Here is a 19,133-nt window from a genome sequence, read left to right on the forward strand (position 1 = left end):
AACAACCTCTTAAACATAAAAAAACCCCGACCACCGTGTAAATGAATAACACTTACACAGGGACGAGAGCTTCGCGGTACCACCCTGTTTATAGCTAAGATTAGCTATCAACTTAATATTGCCTTAACGCGACAAAACGGTAGGGTTTTACCTACACTCATGATTAGCGTTCAACTGCTCTTCACTTGGAATCTTTTTCAGCCTAGAAAATTCCTCTCTTTAAAGGGACTTCAGTCTACTCGTATCACTCTATGTTTTTTCCTATCGGTTTATTATCTATGTGAATTATAGTCAAGGGATCATAAAATGTCAATGATCCTGTTTTAATTTTAAGGTATGAATGATGACGACCCTTAATACAGCAACAGCAGGGACAGCAACAATTAAACCAATGATCCCTGCTAACTCCCCACCTGCAATCAAAGCAAAAATAATGACAACTGGATGAATATGTAAGCTTTTCCCTACAATTAAAGGTCCTAAAATATTTCCTTCAATAAATTGTAAAGCGATGATGATAACCACAACTACAAAGACTTTTTCCATAGAGATGGTTGCTGCAATAATAATAGCAGGAACCGCACCAAAAACAGGACCAAAATAAGGGATTATGTTCGTTATCCCAATAATGAGTCCTAAAAGTAAAGAATAAGGAATTCTAAATAACATCAAAGAAATGATTGATAATGAACCTATAATCAAACACACAAGTAATTGTCCTCTAATATACGCACCCAATGATTCATCGATATAGTATAAAAACTGCTTTCCTTCTTTTCTCCATTTAGGAGGCGTTATATACCAGGTAGCTTTTTTCATTTTATCAATATCTTTTAACATATAGAAAACTAAAAATGGAACAATAGCGATTAGGATTAAATGATTGGCAATTTCACGATAATTCAATAGGAGTTTTTCCACGGTGTTCCCTAACCATTCTTCACTCTTTTTCAAATGAATAACCACTCGCTCATAAACATCACCAGGTAATTTAGACGTTTGATCATATAATTCATCTAGCATTTGTTGATAGGCTTTCGTAATAGCAGGTATGTTTTCCGAAAACTCTTTTATTTGCTTCATCATGATAGGGTAGCCTTTAAAAACTAAAAAACCGATTCCTCCAAAGAACAAACTGTAAATTAATAAAATTGAAACGACTCTTGGAAAACCAGTCGATTTTAACTTTTCAACAATAGGGTGTAATAAATATGTGATGAATAGCGAAATAATCAAAGGAGTTATAATTGCTCTAACTATAATTACTACCGGTCCCCATAAAAAATATAATTGAGAAAGCATATAACCTATAATTAGTATTAGCAGTACTATGATTAGCTTAAATAATATTTGGACATACTTATTCTCCATACAGAGACCCCCTCTATATGGAATAGTTTCTGGAAAATGTTAGATTCTATTCAGGAATTAAGAAAAGCGCAAGCGACCGTTTAAGGTCTTTTCGGATAAAACAAAAAAAAGACTCTGGAAAAAGCCAGAGCCCTTATTATTCACATGCTGATTGTGCGATCTTCGTCAGAAAAAAGATCATCTAAAGAACTAAGAGAACCATCCTCTTCGACCTGATGAGTAGAAATTTTATCATCTATTACGGACAATTCAATAAAACAGTCCCAACAGTAATATTGATTTACACCAATTTTCCCTATTTCTTTGCTTTTACAATTTGGGCACCGAAACATGGAACATACACCTCATTTGTCAAGATCATGAAAAACAATGGTATCTTCACCAATTGATAACCTTTCAAACGGAAGCCTTTTCTTCCCATCGGTAAAATCAGCAAATAACCCATTTGTTACTTCGTATGCTAAAATAGTGCCCAAATCTTGACTAACATATACATCGTCTACCAAACCTAGTTCATTCCCATTGGAAGATACGATAGGCCTGTGATGTATCGGATGATGCCCATGAAAAAAAAACTCTTGGGAAAAAGGATGTGAATAGTCTTCAATAAGCATAATCCCATGTTCACCTACAGAATGAACAAACGATAACGGAACAACCCGTTTCCTTTCAAAAAACCCTTTTTTGTCAATTAACAATCCGTATAAGGTTCCATCTTTATTAAGAGCAAGATCAGAAACATGTCCAATTAATTTCCCAGTCACTAAAACATAAGCAGCAAGTCCTATATAGCTTGAAAATGTTCGCAAAGAAAGTCCCCACCTTCCCGAACATTTTTATTATCCCTTCAAAATAACATGACATACTTAGTGTTTTTTACTATACTCATTATCCCAATTCATCCATAAAATCAAACGGGCTAATATTCTCCATCCCTACACTCGCATCTTCAACATTGAAAGGTAATTCCTTTTGCAATTGCATTAACTCTATAGACATAGGGGCTTTTTCAATATCGAGAAGCCTATCCACTAAAGAGGTTTGACGAATATCTTCAGAGCCATTTTGAATCCCTCTTTTAAAAACCTCCAGTTCTCCACACATGATCAAATATTTTTTGCTACGAGTAATGGCAGTATATATTAAGTTTCGTTTAAGCATACGATAATAACTTCTTAAAACAGGGAGTATTACAACTGGAAATTCACTACCTTGAGCTTTATGTATAGAACAGCAATAAGCATGAGTAAACTGTTGAAAATCTTTTCTTGTATAGGTTACTTCTATCCCATCAAATGAAATAACGATCAGATCTTCTTTTTCCGTGTTTTCCTTTGAGTAGAAAATTGAAACAATAAACCCCATATCTCCATTAAATACATTACTTTCTGGTTGATTAACAAGTTGAAGTACTTTATCCCCTACTCTATAGACAACTTCTCCAAATGAAAGCTCCCTTTTTTGATTAGAAGGAGGATTTAACATCTCCTGAAGCATAAGGTTTAATTGATTTATCCCTACAGGACCTTTATACATAGGCGCTAACACTTGGATATCTTTCTTTGAAAGTCCCTTATGAATAGCATTTTTGACCACTTTATGAACAACTTCTTTCATTTGATCTGCACCACACTCTATAAATGATCGATCTGAAGTAGGATGTAATACATCTTCTGGTAAATTACCTTGATTGATCTTATGTGCTAACTCAATGATCGTTGAGCCTTCTGCTTGTCTGTAAATATCTGTTAATTTGACCGTTTCCATTATATTAGAACGGATTAAATCTTTTAGAACTTGCCCTGGTCCAACAGAAGGAAGTTGATCCTCATCCCCCACTAAGACAACTTGAATATGATCTGGAAGAGCTTTGAATAGTTGATTCGCTAAAAAAATATCAACCATTGACATTTCATCAATAATTAATAGCTTTCCTTGGATCGGATTATCTTCATTATGTTGAAAACCATCCACTCCATTCCATCCTAAAAGACGGTGAATGGTAACAGCTGCAATGTTTGTTGCTTCTGCCATTCTCTTTGCTGCTCTTCCTGTTGGAGCAGCTAACAAAATAGGAAATGGTTCATTTTTTTTCTTATAATCTTTATCATCTAATGAACACCCATGAAGTTCACTGTATAACTCAACAATCCCTTTTATCACCGTCGTTTTTCCTGTACCTGGCCCTCCAGTCAAAATAGTGATAGGTGATTGTAACGCTCGCTGAATTCCGTCTTTCTGAAGGGGAGCATATTCCACGTTCAAACGTTCTTCGAGGTTACCAAGTGCCATTAAAAATTCAGATTCAGGGAATAAATCTTTATATTCTGTTTGTTTCATTAATCGTTTAATTTCCCGGGAAAGACCTTTTTCTGAGAAATATAAGGAGGGAAGGTACACCCTTTGATCATCTTTCATTATTTTCTTTTGCTCTTCAAGAAGACTCAATTGATTATGTATTTCATTGATAGAAATATTACTATTATGATTTAGCAGTTGTCTTGCTTTTTCTCCTAATTGATCGATCTGTAAAAAGGCGTGGCCTTCTTGCGAAGTTTCTTGTTCAAGGATGAAGAGAATTCCAGCATTTATTCTGTCGGGATGATTGCCAGACAAACCAAAATATTGACCTATTTCATCTGCTCTAGCAAAACCAATTCCTTTAATATCATCAACTAAACGATACGGATTTGTTTGTATAATTTCAATCGCTTCATCTCGATACTTTTGGTAAATTTTAGTTGATAACTGAGGTCCAAAACCAAACTCATTGAGATGAATCATCATCTGCTCAATTCCTTGGTGTTCCTTCAGACTTTCCACTAAGTCTATTCTTTTTTGTTTGGACAACTTCTTTATTTTTCCCAATACTGATGGATCTTGTAAAATGAGTGAAATAGCTTGATTTCCCAATTCATCCACTATAGATTCAGCTGTCTTAGGACCAATCCCTTTAAATAAATCACTTGAAAGATAACGGATAATACCACTCTTCGTCTGTGGCTGTTGCTTTTGAAATCGATTAGCTTGAAACTGATTACCGAATTTAGGGTGTTTTATAAAGGAGCCATGAAAGGTATACACATCATCTTCATGTAGCACAGGGAAATAGCCAGTTACTGTTATGATATCTTCATCTAACGTTTGATCCGATTCTTCAACAAATATTTTTAACACTGAGTATAAATTATCCTGATTTCTGAAGATTATCGACTTAACTTCCCCGGTTAAAAATGATTCTTGATTATAATTCTCCTCTTTCATGGTCCTTCCTCCTTACTACCTTCTTTATTTATTCTCCATTAAAGACAACGCATGTAAAGCAAGTTGGTGATCACTTTGAGCTTCGATAGCCCTAGTAAACATTTCTTTTGCTTGGGATATTTTATTTTTATATACATACGTAACACCTAAATTGTATAGGGCATCTGCATGTGATGAGTTATCTTCAACCACTCTTTCAAATTGGTCCTTTGCTTCATCCAATAACTGTTGTGAAGCTAAACACATTCCATATTGAAAGCGTGCTTCAATGTCCGATTCATTTAGCTCTACAGCACGTTGCATAAACGGTAGAGCCAACTTAGGTTGTTCCAAAGATAAAAGCGTCAATCCTTGCATATAATAAACATCACTAGAGACTAACCCTTGATCAATTGCTTTCTGATAATGAAGTTGTGCCTCTTGATAATTTTCTAATTCATAATAAACATTTGCTGCACCGTAATAGGCAGTAGCAACTGTTTCATCTAATTCGAGAGCACGGTTAAAAAATTTTAAAGCTCTTTTATGATCTTTTAAGCCTGCAAGTAAGTTACCAAAATTAACATATAAAATAGGATCTTGAGGGTCTTCCTCAATAGCTTCTTGAAAAAGCTTTGCTGCCTCTTCAGCCTTACCTTCTTGCATAGCTTCTATAGCTAGTTGATTTTTTGATTTCACAATAAACACCTCTTGTATCACGTTAGTACTTATAGAGGTTTTTTATAAAACTCTATAAGTACCATATTTTTTTTCTCATTTTTAAAAACCTCATCAATCGTACCTCCACCAAGACAATATTGACCATCATAGAAGACAACAGCTTGTCCAGGTGTTATGGAACGGATTGGTTCTTCAAAAATTACTTCAGCCGTATTTTCGTCAACAATATGAACACGGACGTTATGATCTGACTGACGATAGCGAAATTTAGCTGTACATACTAATTCCTCAGTTGGTTTTTGAGAAGAAACCCAGTTAATATTGACAGCTGTAATGGAATCAGAATAAAGCAAATCATTGTCAGAGCCTTGACCAACATAAAGAATGTTCTTTTCTAAGTCCTTCCCAACGACAAACCAAGGGTCACCACTACCACCAATCCCTAGACCATGTCTCTGACCGATCGTATAATACATTAATCCATCATGATGTCCTTTTACTTCACCTTCTAATGTTTGCATGACACCAGGTTGAGCAGGTAAGTATTGACTCAGAAATTCTTTGAAATTTCTTTCACCAATAAAACAAATACCTGTACTATCTTTTTTTGTCGCTGTTGCTAAATTGTGTTCTTCTGCAATTTTCCGTACATCTTTTTTATTAAGATTTCCTATTGGAAACATAACTTTTGATAGTTGTTTTTGAGATAGTTGATTGAGAAAGTAAGTTTGATCCTTATTTTCATCTTTTCCTCGAATGAGACGCGCTTCTCCATTTTCATGAGAGACTTGAGCATAGTGACCTGTAGCTAAATAATCAGCTCCTAATGTCATTGCATGATCTAAAAACGCCTTGAATTTTATTTCTTTATTGCACATGACATCGGGATTTGGCGTTCGTCCACCTTTATATTCCTCTAGGAAGTAGGTGAATACTTTATCCCAATATTGTTTTTCAAAGTTCACCGCGTAATAGGGGATTCCTATTTGATTACATACTTTTATTACATCATTATAATCTTCCGTAGCTGTACAAACACCATTCTCGTCTGTATCATCCCAATTTTTCATGAAAATACCGATAACATCGTAACCTTGTTGTTTAAGTAATAAGGCTGCAACTGATGAATCCACACCACCAGACATCCCTACTACAACTCTTATATTTTGATTATCGTTCACCATATGGTTTCATCTCCATTTATACTTATATACCTTTCGATTTTTTCATTCTCTCAATAATGTTAACCACTTCTTTACCCGCTCTTTCTATTTGTTCCTGCGTGTTTCCAAGACCGAAGCTAAATCGAATGGATGAGCTAATACGACCCGAGCGATTTCCATACATTGCAACTAACACATGGGAAGGGTCAACAGAACCTGCGGTACAAGCAGAACCACTTGAAACTGCTATTCCCATTAAATCTAAATTAACGAGCATCGACTCTACATTCATTCCCGTAAATGAAATGTTAACGATGTGATCCAGGCTTTCTTCTGGATGACCATTTACTTCAAAGTCAATACATGATTTTTCAAAAATAGATAGTAACGTTTCTTTAAATTGTTTGTATTGAGTTTGCTTTTCAACTCGATTTAATTGAGAAATTTGAATCGCTTTTGAAAAGCCAATGATTGCAGGGAGATTCTCTGTTCCTGCTCTTCTTTTCGTTTCTTGTTCGCCACCGTGTAATAAAGAATATAACCTAATGCCTTTTTTAGCAAATAAAAAGCCTACCCCTTTAGGCCCATTCACTTTATGGCTAGATGTAGATAATAAATCGATCCCTATCTTATGAACATCCATTTTTTCTATTCCAAATGCTTGTACAGCATCCGTATGAAAAAAAGCTTGATGGCTAGATAGTATTTTTCCGATTTCTGGAATAGGTTGAAGAGTTCCAACTTCATTATTACCATACATAATTGAAACAAGTATTGTTTTTTCTGTTAAGGCTTTCTCTAAAGTTTCTATTGATATTTGACCCTTTTCATCTATAGGTAAATAAGTTACTTCAAACCCCTCTTTTTCAAGGTTTTGACACGTCCGTAGAACAGCGTGATGTTCTGCTTGGGTAGTAATAATATGATTTCCTCTTTTTTTATAGGCCATTGCCACACCAAGAATCGCTAAGTTATCAGCTTCTGTTCCTCCACTTGTGAAGATTATTTCACTGGGATTTGCATGAATTGAATGAGCTGCAATTTCCCTCGCTTCGTCTAAAGCTTTTCTAGCATCGCGTCCAAAAGAATGTATACTGGATGGATTTCCAAACATATCATTCATAAAGGGGATCATGTAATCAACAACTTGGGGATTTACAGGTGAAGTAGCGGCATGATCTAAATATATTTTATCCATTTTTTAAACCTACCTTATTCTAAATATAGAACATATACCCATCTTGTTCTTCTTCATCAGAAAAGTTAGCTAAGTCCTCCAACGTAGTACTATCTAATACTTCTTTCACTGCATCTCTAATTTTCATCCACAATTGCTTTTTTACAGGCTCTTCATTTTCAATTCCTTCTACTGGGCTAATGGGACCTTCTAAAACACGAATAATATCTCCTGCCGTAATTTTATTTGGTTCATTCGCCAAAACATATCCACCATAGGCACCTCGAACACTATTGACCAAGCCCGCATTCCGTAATGGAGCAATCAATTGTTCTAAATAATGCTCAGACAATTGGTGAGTATGAGCAATCTTTTTTAAAGATTTGGGCCCATCTCCATATCCTTTTGCGAGTTCGATCATAATGGTTAATCCGTATCTTCCTTTTGTCGATATTTTCATCTAGCTTTCCCCTCTCCCAACTCTCAAACATTTATCTTGTCTATCCTTTGTGTCAACTACTTTTAAAATCTTTTGCTATTATAGCATACATTCATTCTAACCTTGTAAACCTATGATAAAATTGCTTTTCAGCTTAAAATATCAAGTAAATTGAAGTATTTCCTATTAAATGTTCAATTATTTTCTTTATTTTTATATCTTTTATAAATCTTCGCTTCTGTTCCAGAATCTTGAGGATGGTAAAATCGGGTCTTATCACTTTCTTCGAAGTAATTTAGTTGAACATCGGGATAATCAATAGGGTTTTTATATCGATTACTACCTTGTTTAATTGAATCTGGTACTTCTTGAATAGGATGTTCTTTAACATAGTTCATGGCTTGTCCAATGGCTTTATATACAGAATTAGATTTAGGACTTTCACAAATGTAAACAACAGCTTGCGCTAAAGGTAGCATTCCCTCATGGTCTCCAATAAAATGAACAGCCTCCTTCGCATTAATCGCCATCGTAAGAGCATGGGGATTAGCCATACCAACATCTTCTACTGAATGCACAACAATTCTTCTAGCAATATACATAGGGTCTATGCCTGCATAAAGCATTCTCGATAACCAATACAGCGCAGCATCTGTATTGCTTCCCCGCATCGATTTAATAAAAGCCGACATTAAATTATATTGGTCATTTGTACTTACTGTATTGATTCGGTTTTCGTACACCTCTTGAATCATTAGCATGGTGATTGTCGTTTCATGCTCAATAGAATGATAAACATTTTCTAATGCTCCAAGTGCTGCTCTAACATCCCCGTCACTTATGTCAATTAAATAGTTTAATGCGTCATCATTCATATTAACAGATGAACCAAGTCCGCGAACTGGATTATGTAATGCTTCTAAGATGACTTCTGTCATTTGTTGTTTCGTTAATCTCTTAAATGTATAAACTCTACACCTTGATAATAAAGGTCCGATTATTTCATGCATTACGCTCTCTGTCGTAGCACCTATTAAAGTAATGGTTCCATCCTCCACTGCTGGTAATAAAGTCATTTGCACGTTCGATTTCATTGCATGTATTTCATCTAAAAAAACAATTGTTTTCTTCCCATACATTTTGGAGGCATCGTGCGCCTTTGAAATAACGTCTCTTAGTTCCTTAATTGATAAAGAAACAGAATTGAGCTTTACAAAATAGGCTTCTGTCATTTGACTTATAATATGGGCTAGACTTGTTTTTCCTGAAGAGGGAGGTCCATGTAAAATCATTGAATGAACTTGGTCTTGTTCAATTAATTTTCTAAGTATTTTCCCCTTTCCCTAATAAATGATCCTGTCCGTAAAACTCTTCTAATGAAGTAGGTCTCATTTTATCAGCAAGAGGTTGATTTGAATTATTTTGTATGTAAAACAAATCCATTTTAAGCCTCCCTTAATCTGAAAAAAACACATTATAAAATGTGTTTTAAAATAGTTTGTTCTAATTATACCATCTATTTGTTTGCTTGATTGGTTCCGATTCCTTCTACCAACTCATTAATAACATGCCCCGCCATAATTAACCCTGAAACCGAAGGTACATAAGCATTAGATGAAGGAGGTAATTGTGCCTTTCGAATAGGAGCTTCTTCATTTCCTACATATTTTACGACCTCAGCCTTTTGCTTAATAGGCGTTTCATCAGAAAAGACAACTTTTATCCCTTTTCTAATTCCTTCCTTCCGTAATTTTGTTCGAATGACTTTGGCGATTGGATCGGTATGCGTCTTAGATATATCAGTAATTTTAAAACGAGTAGGATCTTTTTTATTAGCTGCTCCCATACTAGATATAATTGGTATATCTCGTTTTAAACATTCTTTCATTAAATGAATTTTATACATAATTGTATCAGAAGCATCAATAATATATGTAGGTTGATAACTAAAGAACGTTTCATATGTTTCGTCTGTATAAAACATTTTTAAAGAAATGACTTCGCAGTTTGGGTTTATGTCTGCAATTCGTTCTTTCATTAAGTCAGTTTTCGGTTTTCCTACTGTGGAAAGCAAAGCATGGATTTGACGATTTACATTCGTTATATCAACGTTATCCTTATCAACTAAAATCAGCTTACCTACACCTGACCGTGCTAGCGCTTCTGCGGCAAAAGAACCGACTCCACCTATTCCAAGCACCGCTACTGTACTATTTTTTAATTGTTCTAATCCTTGTTTTCCTATGGCTAATTCATTTCTAGAAAATTGATGCAACAAAAAGATCACTCCAATATTTTTTCGTTCTCACTATATCTCGAATAGTATGTCCTATTTGTTTGAAGGCATAAAAAAATAGGACCCCAATCGTGCCGTCGCCTTTCCCTTAGTTTTGAGCCCCGCCTCCGCAGGTGGGTGCCCTGTTTTAAATGTTGTAAGTCCTCGAGCTGAATCGGAGGCATTTACTTCATTTAAAAACGTAAGCTCCCTTACTCATAAATGTTAGGTCAAAACTAGGTGAACAACGTACACATCAGGAATCCTATCTGATTTCTGATTCTAGGTTATCACAATCAGTCCCCGTTTTCAAGTCACCTTAACATACATTATTATCCATAATTATTCTGAAGTAAGTTTAATGTGAAGTTCTTTTAACTGTTCATCTGAGACGCCATCAGGAGCTTCCGTTAATAAACAACTCGCACTTGCTGTTTTAGGAAAAGCAATGGTATCACGTAAATTCGTACGATTTGACAACAGCATAACTAAACGGTCCAACCCTAATGCAATTCCTCCATGTGGGGGTGTTCCATACTCAAAAGCTTCCAACAAAAATCCAAATTGGTCATATGCTTCTTCTTTTGTAAAGCCTAATACTTCAAACATCATTTCTTGAATGTCTTTTTTATAAATTCTTAATGAACCTCCACCTAGCTCGAAACCATTGAGTACTAAGTCATAAGCAGATGCTCTCATCTTCTCAGGGTTCGATTCAAATAAATTCAGGTCTTCTTCATTAGGCATTGTAAATGGGTGATGTGCTGCATAATATCGCCCTTCTTCTTCATCTAACTCTAAAAGTGGCCAGTCAACGATCCACAAGAAGTTAAATTTAGATTGGTCAATCAATCCATTATCTTTTGCCATCTTTAATCTTAGAGCTCCTAGCGCATCCGCAACAACTTTATTGCGATCGGCAACAAATAATAAAAGGTCACCTACTTCAGCTTGAAGTTTGGATCCTAATTTTTCTTGGTACTCAGAATTGAAAAATTTGGCTATTGGACCTTTTAGTTCTTCTTCCTCTTTCTTCAACCAAGCAAGCCCTTTTGCCCCATATGGTTTTACAAACTCTGTTAAATTATCTAAATCCTTTCTAGAATATTTACTAGCTTCCCCTTTTACATTAATTGCCTTCACACTTCCACCGTTAGTAATCGCTTGAGTAAAGACTTTAAATCCAGAGTCTTTAACCTCTTCATTTAAATCAATAAGCTCCATTTCAAATCTTGTATCTGGTTTATCTGAACCATAGCGACTCATCGCTTCATCGTAAGTCATTCTCGGCAGCGGTAACGGTAACTCCATGCCTTTCGTGTCTTTCATAAGGTTAGCCATCATTTTTTCCATTAAGGAAAGGATTTGTTCTTGATTCATAAATGACATCTCAATATCAATTTGCGTGAACTCCGGTTGACGATCCGCTCTTAAATCTTCATCTCGAAAACAACGAGCGATTTGATAATAACGATCAAAGCCTCCTACCATTAACAGCTGTTTAAAAAGCTGAGGAGATTGTGGAAGAGCGTAAAACTCTCCCTCATGTACTCTCGAAGGGACTAAATAATCACGTGCCCCCTCAGGTGTGCTTTTTGTCAAAATAGGGGTTTCTATATCCATAAAATTATGATTATCTAAGAAACGACGAATCGATTTGGTGATATTATGTCTCATTTTTAACGTTTCAAAAGATGATTGATTTCTTAAATCTAAATATCTGTATTTTAAACGAACATCTTCAGAGACATCTGATTTTTGGTCATTTACTACAAAAGGAGGTGTTTTTGACTCATTAAGTATTTGTACCTTTGATGCTTTGACTTCTATTTTTCCTGTTGTTAAATTTGGGTTAATAGTTCCTTCTTCCCTAGGAATAACCTCACCAATAATTTCTAAAACAAATTCAGTCCGAATAGATTCTGCAACGGATAAGGCTTCCTCTGAATGTTCAGGATTAAACACGACTTGAACCAATCCAGAACGATCCCTTAAATCAATGAAGATCAATCCACCTAAATCTCTTCTTTTTTGAACCCAACCTTTTAAAACAACTTGCTTGCCAATAAATTTTTCTGTTACTTCTCCACAATAATGTGTACGTTCAGTCATTATTTCTCCCCCTTTTTCTTCAAGTATTCGATAAGCTTATCAATTTCTATTTTCTCTTGATTTCCATCAGTAAGATCTTTCACATTAATTGAATTTCCAGATAGTTCATCATCACCTAATATGGCAACAAACTTTGCATTTAATCGATCAGCAACTTTAAATTGAGCTTTCAGTTTTTTATTTTGGTAATCCATTTCTGCCTTAAGACCTGCTTTTCTTAAACGTTCGAGTAAAGCAACCGAGTATTCGTTTGCCTTTTCACCTAAAGTTACTAAATAGCAATCAATTCCTTCGTCAATAGGTAAAGAAATATTAAGCTCATCTATGGCTAATAGTAATCGTTCAATACTAAGCGCAAAACCGATACCGGGAGCTTCTGGTCCACCAATCGATTGCACAAGACCACTGTACCTTCCCCCGCCAGCTAAGGTTGTGATTGCACCAAACTTATCTGAATCCATCATAATTTCAAAAGCGGTATGATGATAGTAATCCAGCCCCCTAACAAGATTAGGGTCAACTTCATAATTTATTCCTAAATTTTGCAAATAGTTTAACACATGATCAAAATAGGCTTTACTTTCTTCATTCAAATAGTCTAATATGGCTGGAGCTGTTCCCATTAATTCATGCCCGCGATCCTTTTTACAATCCAAAATTCTTAATGGATTTTGTTTTAATCTTGATTGACAATCAGAACAAAACTCTCCAATTCGAGGTTCAAAGTGGCCAACCAATGCATCTCGGTGCTGCTTCCTGCTTTCATCATCTCCTAAACTGTTGATGACTAATTTGAGATTTTTTAAACCTACTGATTCATATACATTCATGGCTAGTGAAATGACTTCTGCATCTATTGCAGGGTTTTTCGTTCCAATTGCTTCAATTCCAAACTGCCAAAATTGTCTGTACCGTCCTGACTGAGGTCTTTCATATCGAAACATGGGTCCTATATAAAATAGTTTCGTGAGACTGTTTGCACTCGCATACATTTTGTTTTCAACATAGGATCTAACAACAGAAGCCGTACCTTCAGGTCTAAGTGTTATACTGCGCCCCTTGCGATCTTGAAACGTATACATTTCCTTCTGAACAATATCGGTTGAGTCACCCACGCCTCTTTGAAAAAGCTCTGTATGCTCAAAAATCGGTGTTCTAATTTCCTTATATTGATATCTTTCACAAATGTTCTGCATCACTTTTTCAATATACTGCCATCGTTCTACTTGACCTGGTAGTATATCTTGCGTTCCTCGTGGGATATTGTAAGGCATTGTCATCTCTCCTATTTTCATTAAGTAGCTTAACTTTTGAATCAATACAAAAAACCCCCATCCCTACATTTATCTATGTAGGGACGACGAGAGTTTTGCCCGTGGTGCCACCCTAATTAAAGTCAAAAGACTTTCACTTAAACAGTAACGTTTGTTTACACGTTCTTATTTACTAAAGTTCAATTCTTTTTCAATAAGAAACCTTAGGAGTGTCATTCGTTAAGTTGACATGGAGAAATGCTTCCAGCCTGTGACATTTCTTCTCTATCCAATCAGAATCTTAACTACTTTTCTCCCTCATTGGTGATATGTATTGTTGTTTTTTGTTTCTATAATCATACGTACTACCTTCATATATGTCAAGATCGTTTTATTTTTTTTTGAAGGTTTTTTACATCTCGTAAGCTTAAACCAAATTCTGAAGCGATTTCATAAGTTGTAGCTTGGGATTCTAGTACGATAAAATCATGAAAGTTAACCCCAAATACATCTTTTTTCTCATATGTTTGAGACGATTTTTCGTTCGACCTCACGAGCCCTTTTACCTCCTTGATTAACATTCACGAATATTATTTAACATTAACTGAAAATGAAAAAAATATACTCAGATGTAGTTCAAAAAAAGGATAAGAAAAACCAGGTGTGATTAAAAATCACACCTGGTCCTTTTTGGTGCTCAGAATATCCTCAATCCTGTATTCCTTCCCATGAATACCTTTATAGTATTCAGGATACATGTCTTCTCCACATTTTTCACAGGAGAACATAGGGGGGACGGCTGGATCACCTCCATCCATTAAATCAAAATCTCTTACCACTTGTTGTGGAATCTCTTCTTTTTCATGACACACTAAACAAACAAAGTTGATGCTCTGTTTTGATTGGGCCATTTTTTTTTTTTTTTTTCTTGCCTTTTTTCGGTGTTTCGATACTGGTGAAATGATGAATCACCCTTTCTAAATAGGCTCTTGTCGTGGTACACAAGGCCACCTTGATTTCTAGTCTACCATTTTCAAGACAGACTTCTCCCTTGTATTCATAGTAACACTGGCATTTTTCACAAATAAGAGGGTCTCTCTTACCACTTGATACGATTCGTTCCCTCCATGTCTGACGGCGCATTGTTTTCTTTGCTTTCACTATCCAGCGTTTCGCTTTCTGTTGCCATTGACATAAGACTTTTTACTCAAGCCCTTGCATCTCCTTGAATACATCCCATAATGACGAATCGTCTTAAACTGTTCATCTGGGATATGACGAATAAGCCTAGAGATAAATTCCTCTACACTGATCGTTTCTCTCTTTTCTTTTCCGTCTGTCTTATCATGATACGTAAAGGTTACCTTTTGTCCGTCATATGCCTCGATCCGATTCAGTCCTATCGCAGGTCGACGAATATAACGGCCAATATAGCGAAGTTGTTCTTTTACATTCCCTTCCTGTTTTGGCGCATGCACATAGAAGCCCTTCCCATTATTGTGAAACGCCTGTTGTAATCGAGGTTGTATTCTCTTCTTTTCTTTTTCTGACACACCTCTGCGTATGAACTTTAACACCACGGTCTGCCACTGCTTTCTTAACATTTCAAATGGCAGATAATCGTACTGTTTCCATTCCCCTTTTTCGTAAGACCTCCCATCGTCACTAGCATATGTACATGGGGATTGAAATTCACTCTGGATCCGAAAGTATGTAAGCCTGATATGATTCCAGGGGTCACTTTCGCTTTCTTTTTGAAAAATCCATGATTAATCGCGCCTCGTCCATCAAATCTTTTAACAGATGGCGATGAAGCAAAAACACATCACGCAGTCCTTCATCAATTGTAAAGATGACATGACGATGATTCACCTGTAAGACCTCTTCTGTTAGTAGTCGACTCCATTCTTCGCTTTCTCCTACTGAACAAGTGGTACAAAATCGACCCTTACAACGATACGGAACCTTCCTGACATCATGGCAACCTTCACAAACAAATAGCTTAAATCCATTTTTGGGATTCCCACACCCTCTGAATTTCTCTATTTCCTTTCTTACTATTGGACGGATTTTAGCTCCATGTTTCTTTTGAAAGTGATCCCAATGGTTATGTTTATCAAAGAAAATTTGTTTTAATATATTATTCTCCATGACATCAAAATACCACAGTTTCTAAGACTGTGGTAGACCCGAAATTATATACTTTCTTATCTTTTAAGAAAAGCGCAAGCGCCCGTCTAGCGACGCAGGTGCTTATAGACCCCCGCATGAGATAAAGGAAACACGAATAGCCGCAGGCTTCGATGTTGACTTATCGTAGAGAGGAGGGCGAAGCATCACCAGTCGCTGGGCGCTGGAGCTAGACAAAAATAAAAGCACCATCCAAATAAGGACCTATTTATATACTTTCTTACTCTATAAAAAAGAAGGACATGATCTGCCCTTCTCATGAGATCGTATAGCGACTATTTACTTTCTAAAATTAACGTGACAGGTCCATCATTTGTAAATGAAACATCCATCATTTCCCCGAAAGAGCCTGTTTCCACGGTAAGATTATTGTTTCTCAACAACTCATTAAATCGATCAAATATCTGTAGAGCATGCTCACCCTTTGCAGCTCCCATGAAATTAGGTCTTCTTCCTTTCGAACAATCGCCATATAGGGTAAATTGTGAAACAGATAGTATTTCACCTTTTATGTCTAGCAATGAGCGATTCATCTTTCCTGTTTCATCAGGAAAAATTCGTAAATGAACAATTTTATTAGCTAAGTATTCGGCTTCTTTTTCAGTATCATCATGCGTAATACCTACTAAAAGTAAAATCCCTGATGAAATCTCTCCGACAACTTGATCGTTTACAGTTACTTTCGCCTCTTTTGCCCTTTGTAAGATTACTTTCACAAGAACAAATCCTTTCTTAATTCATGATTCTTCGGACGGCATAGACATCTTGAATCTGTTTTACCTTCTCAACCACTTTATGAAGGTGACTAATATTTTGAATGGAAATTGTCATATTTATAGTGGCAACTTTATTTCGATCTGATCGACCTGAAACGGAAGAAATATTCGTCTTTGATTCGTTGACTACATGTAATATTTCATTTAAAAGCCCGCGACGATCATAACCAAGAACTTCGATTTCAACATTGTATTCTTTTTTAGAATTCGTCTGGTTTTCCCATTCTACTTCAATTAACCGTTCCTTTGCTTCATCTGTATGCACGTTGGGACAATCTTCCCTATGCACGGAAACACCTCGTCCTTTCGTTATAAAGCCAACAATATGATCCCCCCGGAACTGGGTTACAACATTTTGACAAACGGATCAATAAATTATCTATCCCTTTTACTTTGACACCTGCATCACGTTTTTTATTTATCGTTGGTGTATTAATTTCAGAGACCATTACTTCTAAATGCTTCTCTTCTAAATCACGTTGTTTTCTCAACTTTTCTGTTAACCGATTCGCAACTTGAATAGCTGTGATACCGTTATATCCAACAGCAGCATACATATCTTCTTCGTTCGAAAAATTAAATTTCTCTGCGACGCGGTTAATGTTTTCAGACGTTAAAATTTCTTTCAAATCAAAGTCAAGAGCTTTTATTTCTCGCTCGATCATTTCTTTTCCTTTTTCGATATTCTCTTCTTTTCTTTGTTTCTTAAAAAAACTGTTTAATTTTATTTTTAGCTTGAGATGTTTGCGAAAGCTTTAACCAATCTTGGCTCGGTCCATATGAATGTTTCGAAGTAAGGATTTCAATGATATCACCAGTTTTAAACTTATAGTCTAACGGAACCATTTTTCCATTTACTTTTGCTCCAATGGTTTTATTTCCAATTTCAGAATGTATTCGATAGGCAAAATCAATCGGGACGGATCCTGCAGGAAGTTCAATAACATCGCCTTTAGGTGTAAACACAAAGACCATATCCGAAAAAAAGGTCAATCTTTAAAGATTCCATAAACTCTTCCGCATTCGTTGACTCATTTTGAAACTCTAAAATTTCTCTAAACCAAGTTAATTTTTTTTCGAAGGTTGATTTTTCGTTAACATCTTGTCCTTCTTTGTACGCCCAGTGAGCAGCAACCCCATACTCAGCTATACTATGCATTTCTTCTGTTCGAATCTGAACTTCCAAAGGGTCTCCTTTTGGGCCAATGACTGTGGTATGCAATGACTGGTACATATTCGGTTTTGGCATAGCAATGTAGTCTTTAAATCTACCTGGCATCGGTTTCCAGCAAGTGTGAATAATCCCTAAAACTGCATAACAGTCTTTAATACTGTTCACAATGACACGAACGGCTAGTAAATCGTAAATCTCACTAAACTGCTTTTTCTGATGAACCATTTTTTTGTAAATGCTATAAATATGCTTAGGTCGACCTGATACCTCAGCCTTAATCTTTAAGTCATCAATACGGTTTCTCACTTCGTTAATAACTTCTTCAACATACTCTTCTCTTTCTGCCCGTTTCTTTTTCATTAAATTAACGATTCGATAGTATTGTTGAGGATTTAAGTAACGTAAGGATGTATCTTCAAGTTCCCATTTAACTTTTGATATCCCTAATCGATGAGCTAAAGGAGCAAATATTTCGAGTGTTTCATTCGCAATTCGTCTCTGTTTTTCTTGAGGTAAATGTTTTAAAGTTCTCATATTATGAAGACGATCGGCTAACTTTATTAAGATCACACGAATATCTTGCGCCATAGCAACAAACATTTTGCGATGGTTTTCGGCTTGCTGTTCCTCATGAGATTTATATTTAATTTTCCCTAACTTTGTTACGCCATCTACCAACATGGCGACTTCTTCATTAAAAACTTCTGTTAAATCCTCAATAGTTGTATCCGTATCTTCAACCACATCATGTAAAAATCCACCTGCAATAGTCGATGGGTCCATTTCTAAATCCACTAAAATTCCCGCAACTTGAATAGGGTGCACAATATAAGGTTCTCCAGATTTACGATACTGGTGCTTATGTGCTTCTTTAGCGAATTCGTATGCTTTTTTCACAAAATCTATATGGGTATCTGAGAGGTATTTTTCAGCTTTTTCAATTACCTGCTCAGCGGTTAACACTTGTTCATTCGCCATCATATCACCTTTTAATATTGAAACTTATTGTTTTTATTATCAGAAAAAAACAACCCTCTGTAAAGAGCATTTAAAAGAAAAGCGCAAGCACACGTTTAGCGACGCAGGTGCAAAGGTACGTCAACTAAGTACACAGTCACCTCCTGTGACAACGCCTGCGCTAGAACGTCCTGTGGGCAACGTTGATGCTAGCACTTCCTGTGCGTCGAAAGTGCTACCCGTCGCTATGCGCTGGAGCTAGACAAAGAAAAACAAAAGCTCCCAAATAAACGTATTTATCACTTACAAAAAAAGCACTCTA

At 36.0% G+C, this 19,133-nt stretch carries 14 protein-coding genes, 1 other RNA gene, 3 pseudogenes and 2 other annotated features; all 18 genes and pseudogenes read right to left on the reverse strand.

The window, feature by feature from the left end:
* Positions 1-55: 55 nt before the first annotated feature.
* Positions 56-261, reverse strand: a binding site (T-box leader).
* A gap of 48 nt (positions 262-309) precedes the next feature.
* Entirely contained in the window at positions 310-1,371 is a 1,062-nt protein-coding gene (locus tag LC087_RS08030) for an AI-2E family transporter (RefSeq protein WP_226542957.1), read from the reverse strand.
* Positions 1,372-1,511: 140 nt separating this feature from the next.
* Positions 1,512-1,703 carry a DUF2797 domain-containing protein gene (locus LC087_RS08035; RefSeq protein ID WP_226542959.1) on the reverse strand — a complete coding sequence of 64 codons (192 nt, stop codon included), beginning with the start codon at positions 1,701-1,703 and terminating at the stop codon, positions 1,512-1,514.
* A 12-nt stretch (positions 1,704-1,715) separates the two neighbouring features.
* Positions 1,716-2,180, reverse strand: a complete 465-nt coding sequence (locus LC087_RS08040; protein WP_226542961.1) for a PRC-barrel domain-containing protein — start codon at positions 2,178-2,180, stop codon at positions 1,716-1,718.
* A 79-nt stretch (positions 2,181-2,259) separates the two neighbouring features.
* A complete protein-coding gene (recD2, locus tag LC087_RS08045) occupies positions 2,260-4,635 on the reverse strand; it encodes an SF1B family DNA helicase RecD2 (protein WP_306020583.1) in 2,376 nt (791 codons plus the stop codon).
* Positions 4,636-4,659: 24 nt separating this feature from the next.
* Complete coding sequence (locus LC087_RS08050) at positions 4,660-5,313, reverse strand: tetratricopeptide repeat protein (RefSeq protein ID WP_226542965.1); 654 nt, start codon at positions 5,311-5,313, stop codon at positions 4,660-4,662.
* 52 nt (positions 5,314-5,365) lie between these two features.
* Positions 5,366-6,479: pseudogene (gene mnmA / locus LC087_RS08055) on the reverse strand (tRNA 2-thiouridine(34) synthase MnmA).
* 22 nt (positions 6,480-6,501) lie between these two features.
* On the reverse strand, positions 6,502-7,656 hold the full coding sequence (locus LC087_RS08060; protein ID WP_226542969.1) for a cysteine desulfurase family protein: 1,155 nt from the start codon (positions 7,654-7,656) through the stop codon (positions 6,502-6,504).
* A gap of 19 nt (positions 7,657-7,675) precedes the next feature.
* Positions 7,676-8,095: a cysteine metabolism transcriptional regulator CymR gene (cymR, locus tag LC087_RS08065; protein WP_226542971.1), complete on the reverse strand. Its 420-nt coding sequence runs from the start codon at positions 8,093-8,095 to the stop codon at positions 7,676-7,678.
* A 173-nt stretch (positions 8,096-8,268) separates the two neighbouring features.
* A complete protein-coding gene (locus LC087_RS08070) occupies positions 8,269-9,366 on the reverse strand; it encodes an AAA family ATPase (RefSeq protein WP_306020590.1) in 1,098 nt (365 codons plus the stop codon).
* Positions 9,367-9,590: 224 nt separating this feature from the next.
* Positions 9,591-10,352: a tRNA threonylcarbamoyladenosine dehydratase gene (locus LC087_RS08075; RefSeq protein ID WP_226542975.1), complete on the reverse strand. Its 762-nt coding sequence runs from the start codon at positions 10,350-10,352 to the stop codon at positions 9,591-9,593.
* 76 nt (positions 10,353-10,428) lie between these two features.
* Positions 10,429-10,615: non-coding RNA, 6S RNA (gene ssrS, locus LC087_RS08080), on the reverse strand.
* A gap of 76 nt (positions 10,616-10,691) precedes the next feature.
* On the reverse strand, positions 10,692-12,461 hold the full coding sequence (aspS, locus tag LC087_RS08085; RefSeq protein WP_306020593.1) for an aspartate--tRNA ligase: 1,770 nt from the start codon (positions 12,459-12,461) through the stop codon (positions 10,692-10,694).
* Positions 12,461-13,735 (reverse strand): histidine--tRNA ligase, encoded by a 1,275-nt coding sequence (gene hisS, locus LC087_RS08090; RefSeq protein WP_306020787.1) that lies wholly within the window; start codon positions 13,733-13,735, stop codon positions 12,461-12,463. The genes aspS and hisS overlap by 1 nt, the downstream gene beginning before the upstream one ends.
* Positions 13,736-13,811: 76 nt before the next feature.
* Positions 13,812-14,045 (reverse strand) — a binding site (T-box leader).
* A 49-nt stretch (positions 14,046-14,094) separates the two neighbouring features.
* A complete protein-coding gene (locus LC087_RS08095; RefSeq protein WP_226542979.1) occupies positions 14,095-14,268 on the reverse strand; it encodes an RNA polymerase subunit sigma-70 in 174 nt (57 codons plus the stop codon).
* Positions 14,269-14,388: 120 nt separating this feature from the next.
* On the reverse strand, positions 14,389-14,553 hold the full coding sequence (locus LC087_RS08100) for a hypothetical protein (protein WP_306019610.1): 165 nt from the start codon (positions 14,551-14,553) through the stop codon (positions 14,389-14,391).
* 22 nt (positions 14,554-14,575) lie between these two features.
* Positions 14,576-15,865: pseudogene (locus LC087_RS19900) on the reverse strand (IS91 family transposase).
* 314 nt (positions 15,866-16,179) lie between these two features.
* Positions 16,180-16,620 carry a D-aminoacyl-tRNA deacylase gene (gene dtd / locus LC087_RS08120; RefSeq protein ID WP_226542096.1) on the reverse strand — a complete coding sequence of 147 codons (441 nt, stop codon included), beginning with the start codon at positions 16,618-16,620 and terminating at the stop codon, positions 16,180-16,182.
* 16 nt (positions 16,621-16,636) lie between these two features.
* A pseudogene (locus LC087_RS08125) lies at positions 16,637-18,832 on the reverse strand (RelA/SpoT family protein).
* Positions 18,833-19,133: the final 301 nt, after the last annotated feature.

The sequence above is a fragment of the Bacillus carboniphilus genome (genome assembly GCF_020524035.2).
Taxonomy (GTDB): domain Bacteria; phylum Bacillota; class Bacilli; order Bacillales; family JAIVKR01; genus Bacillus_CC.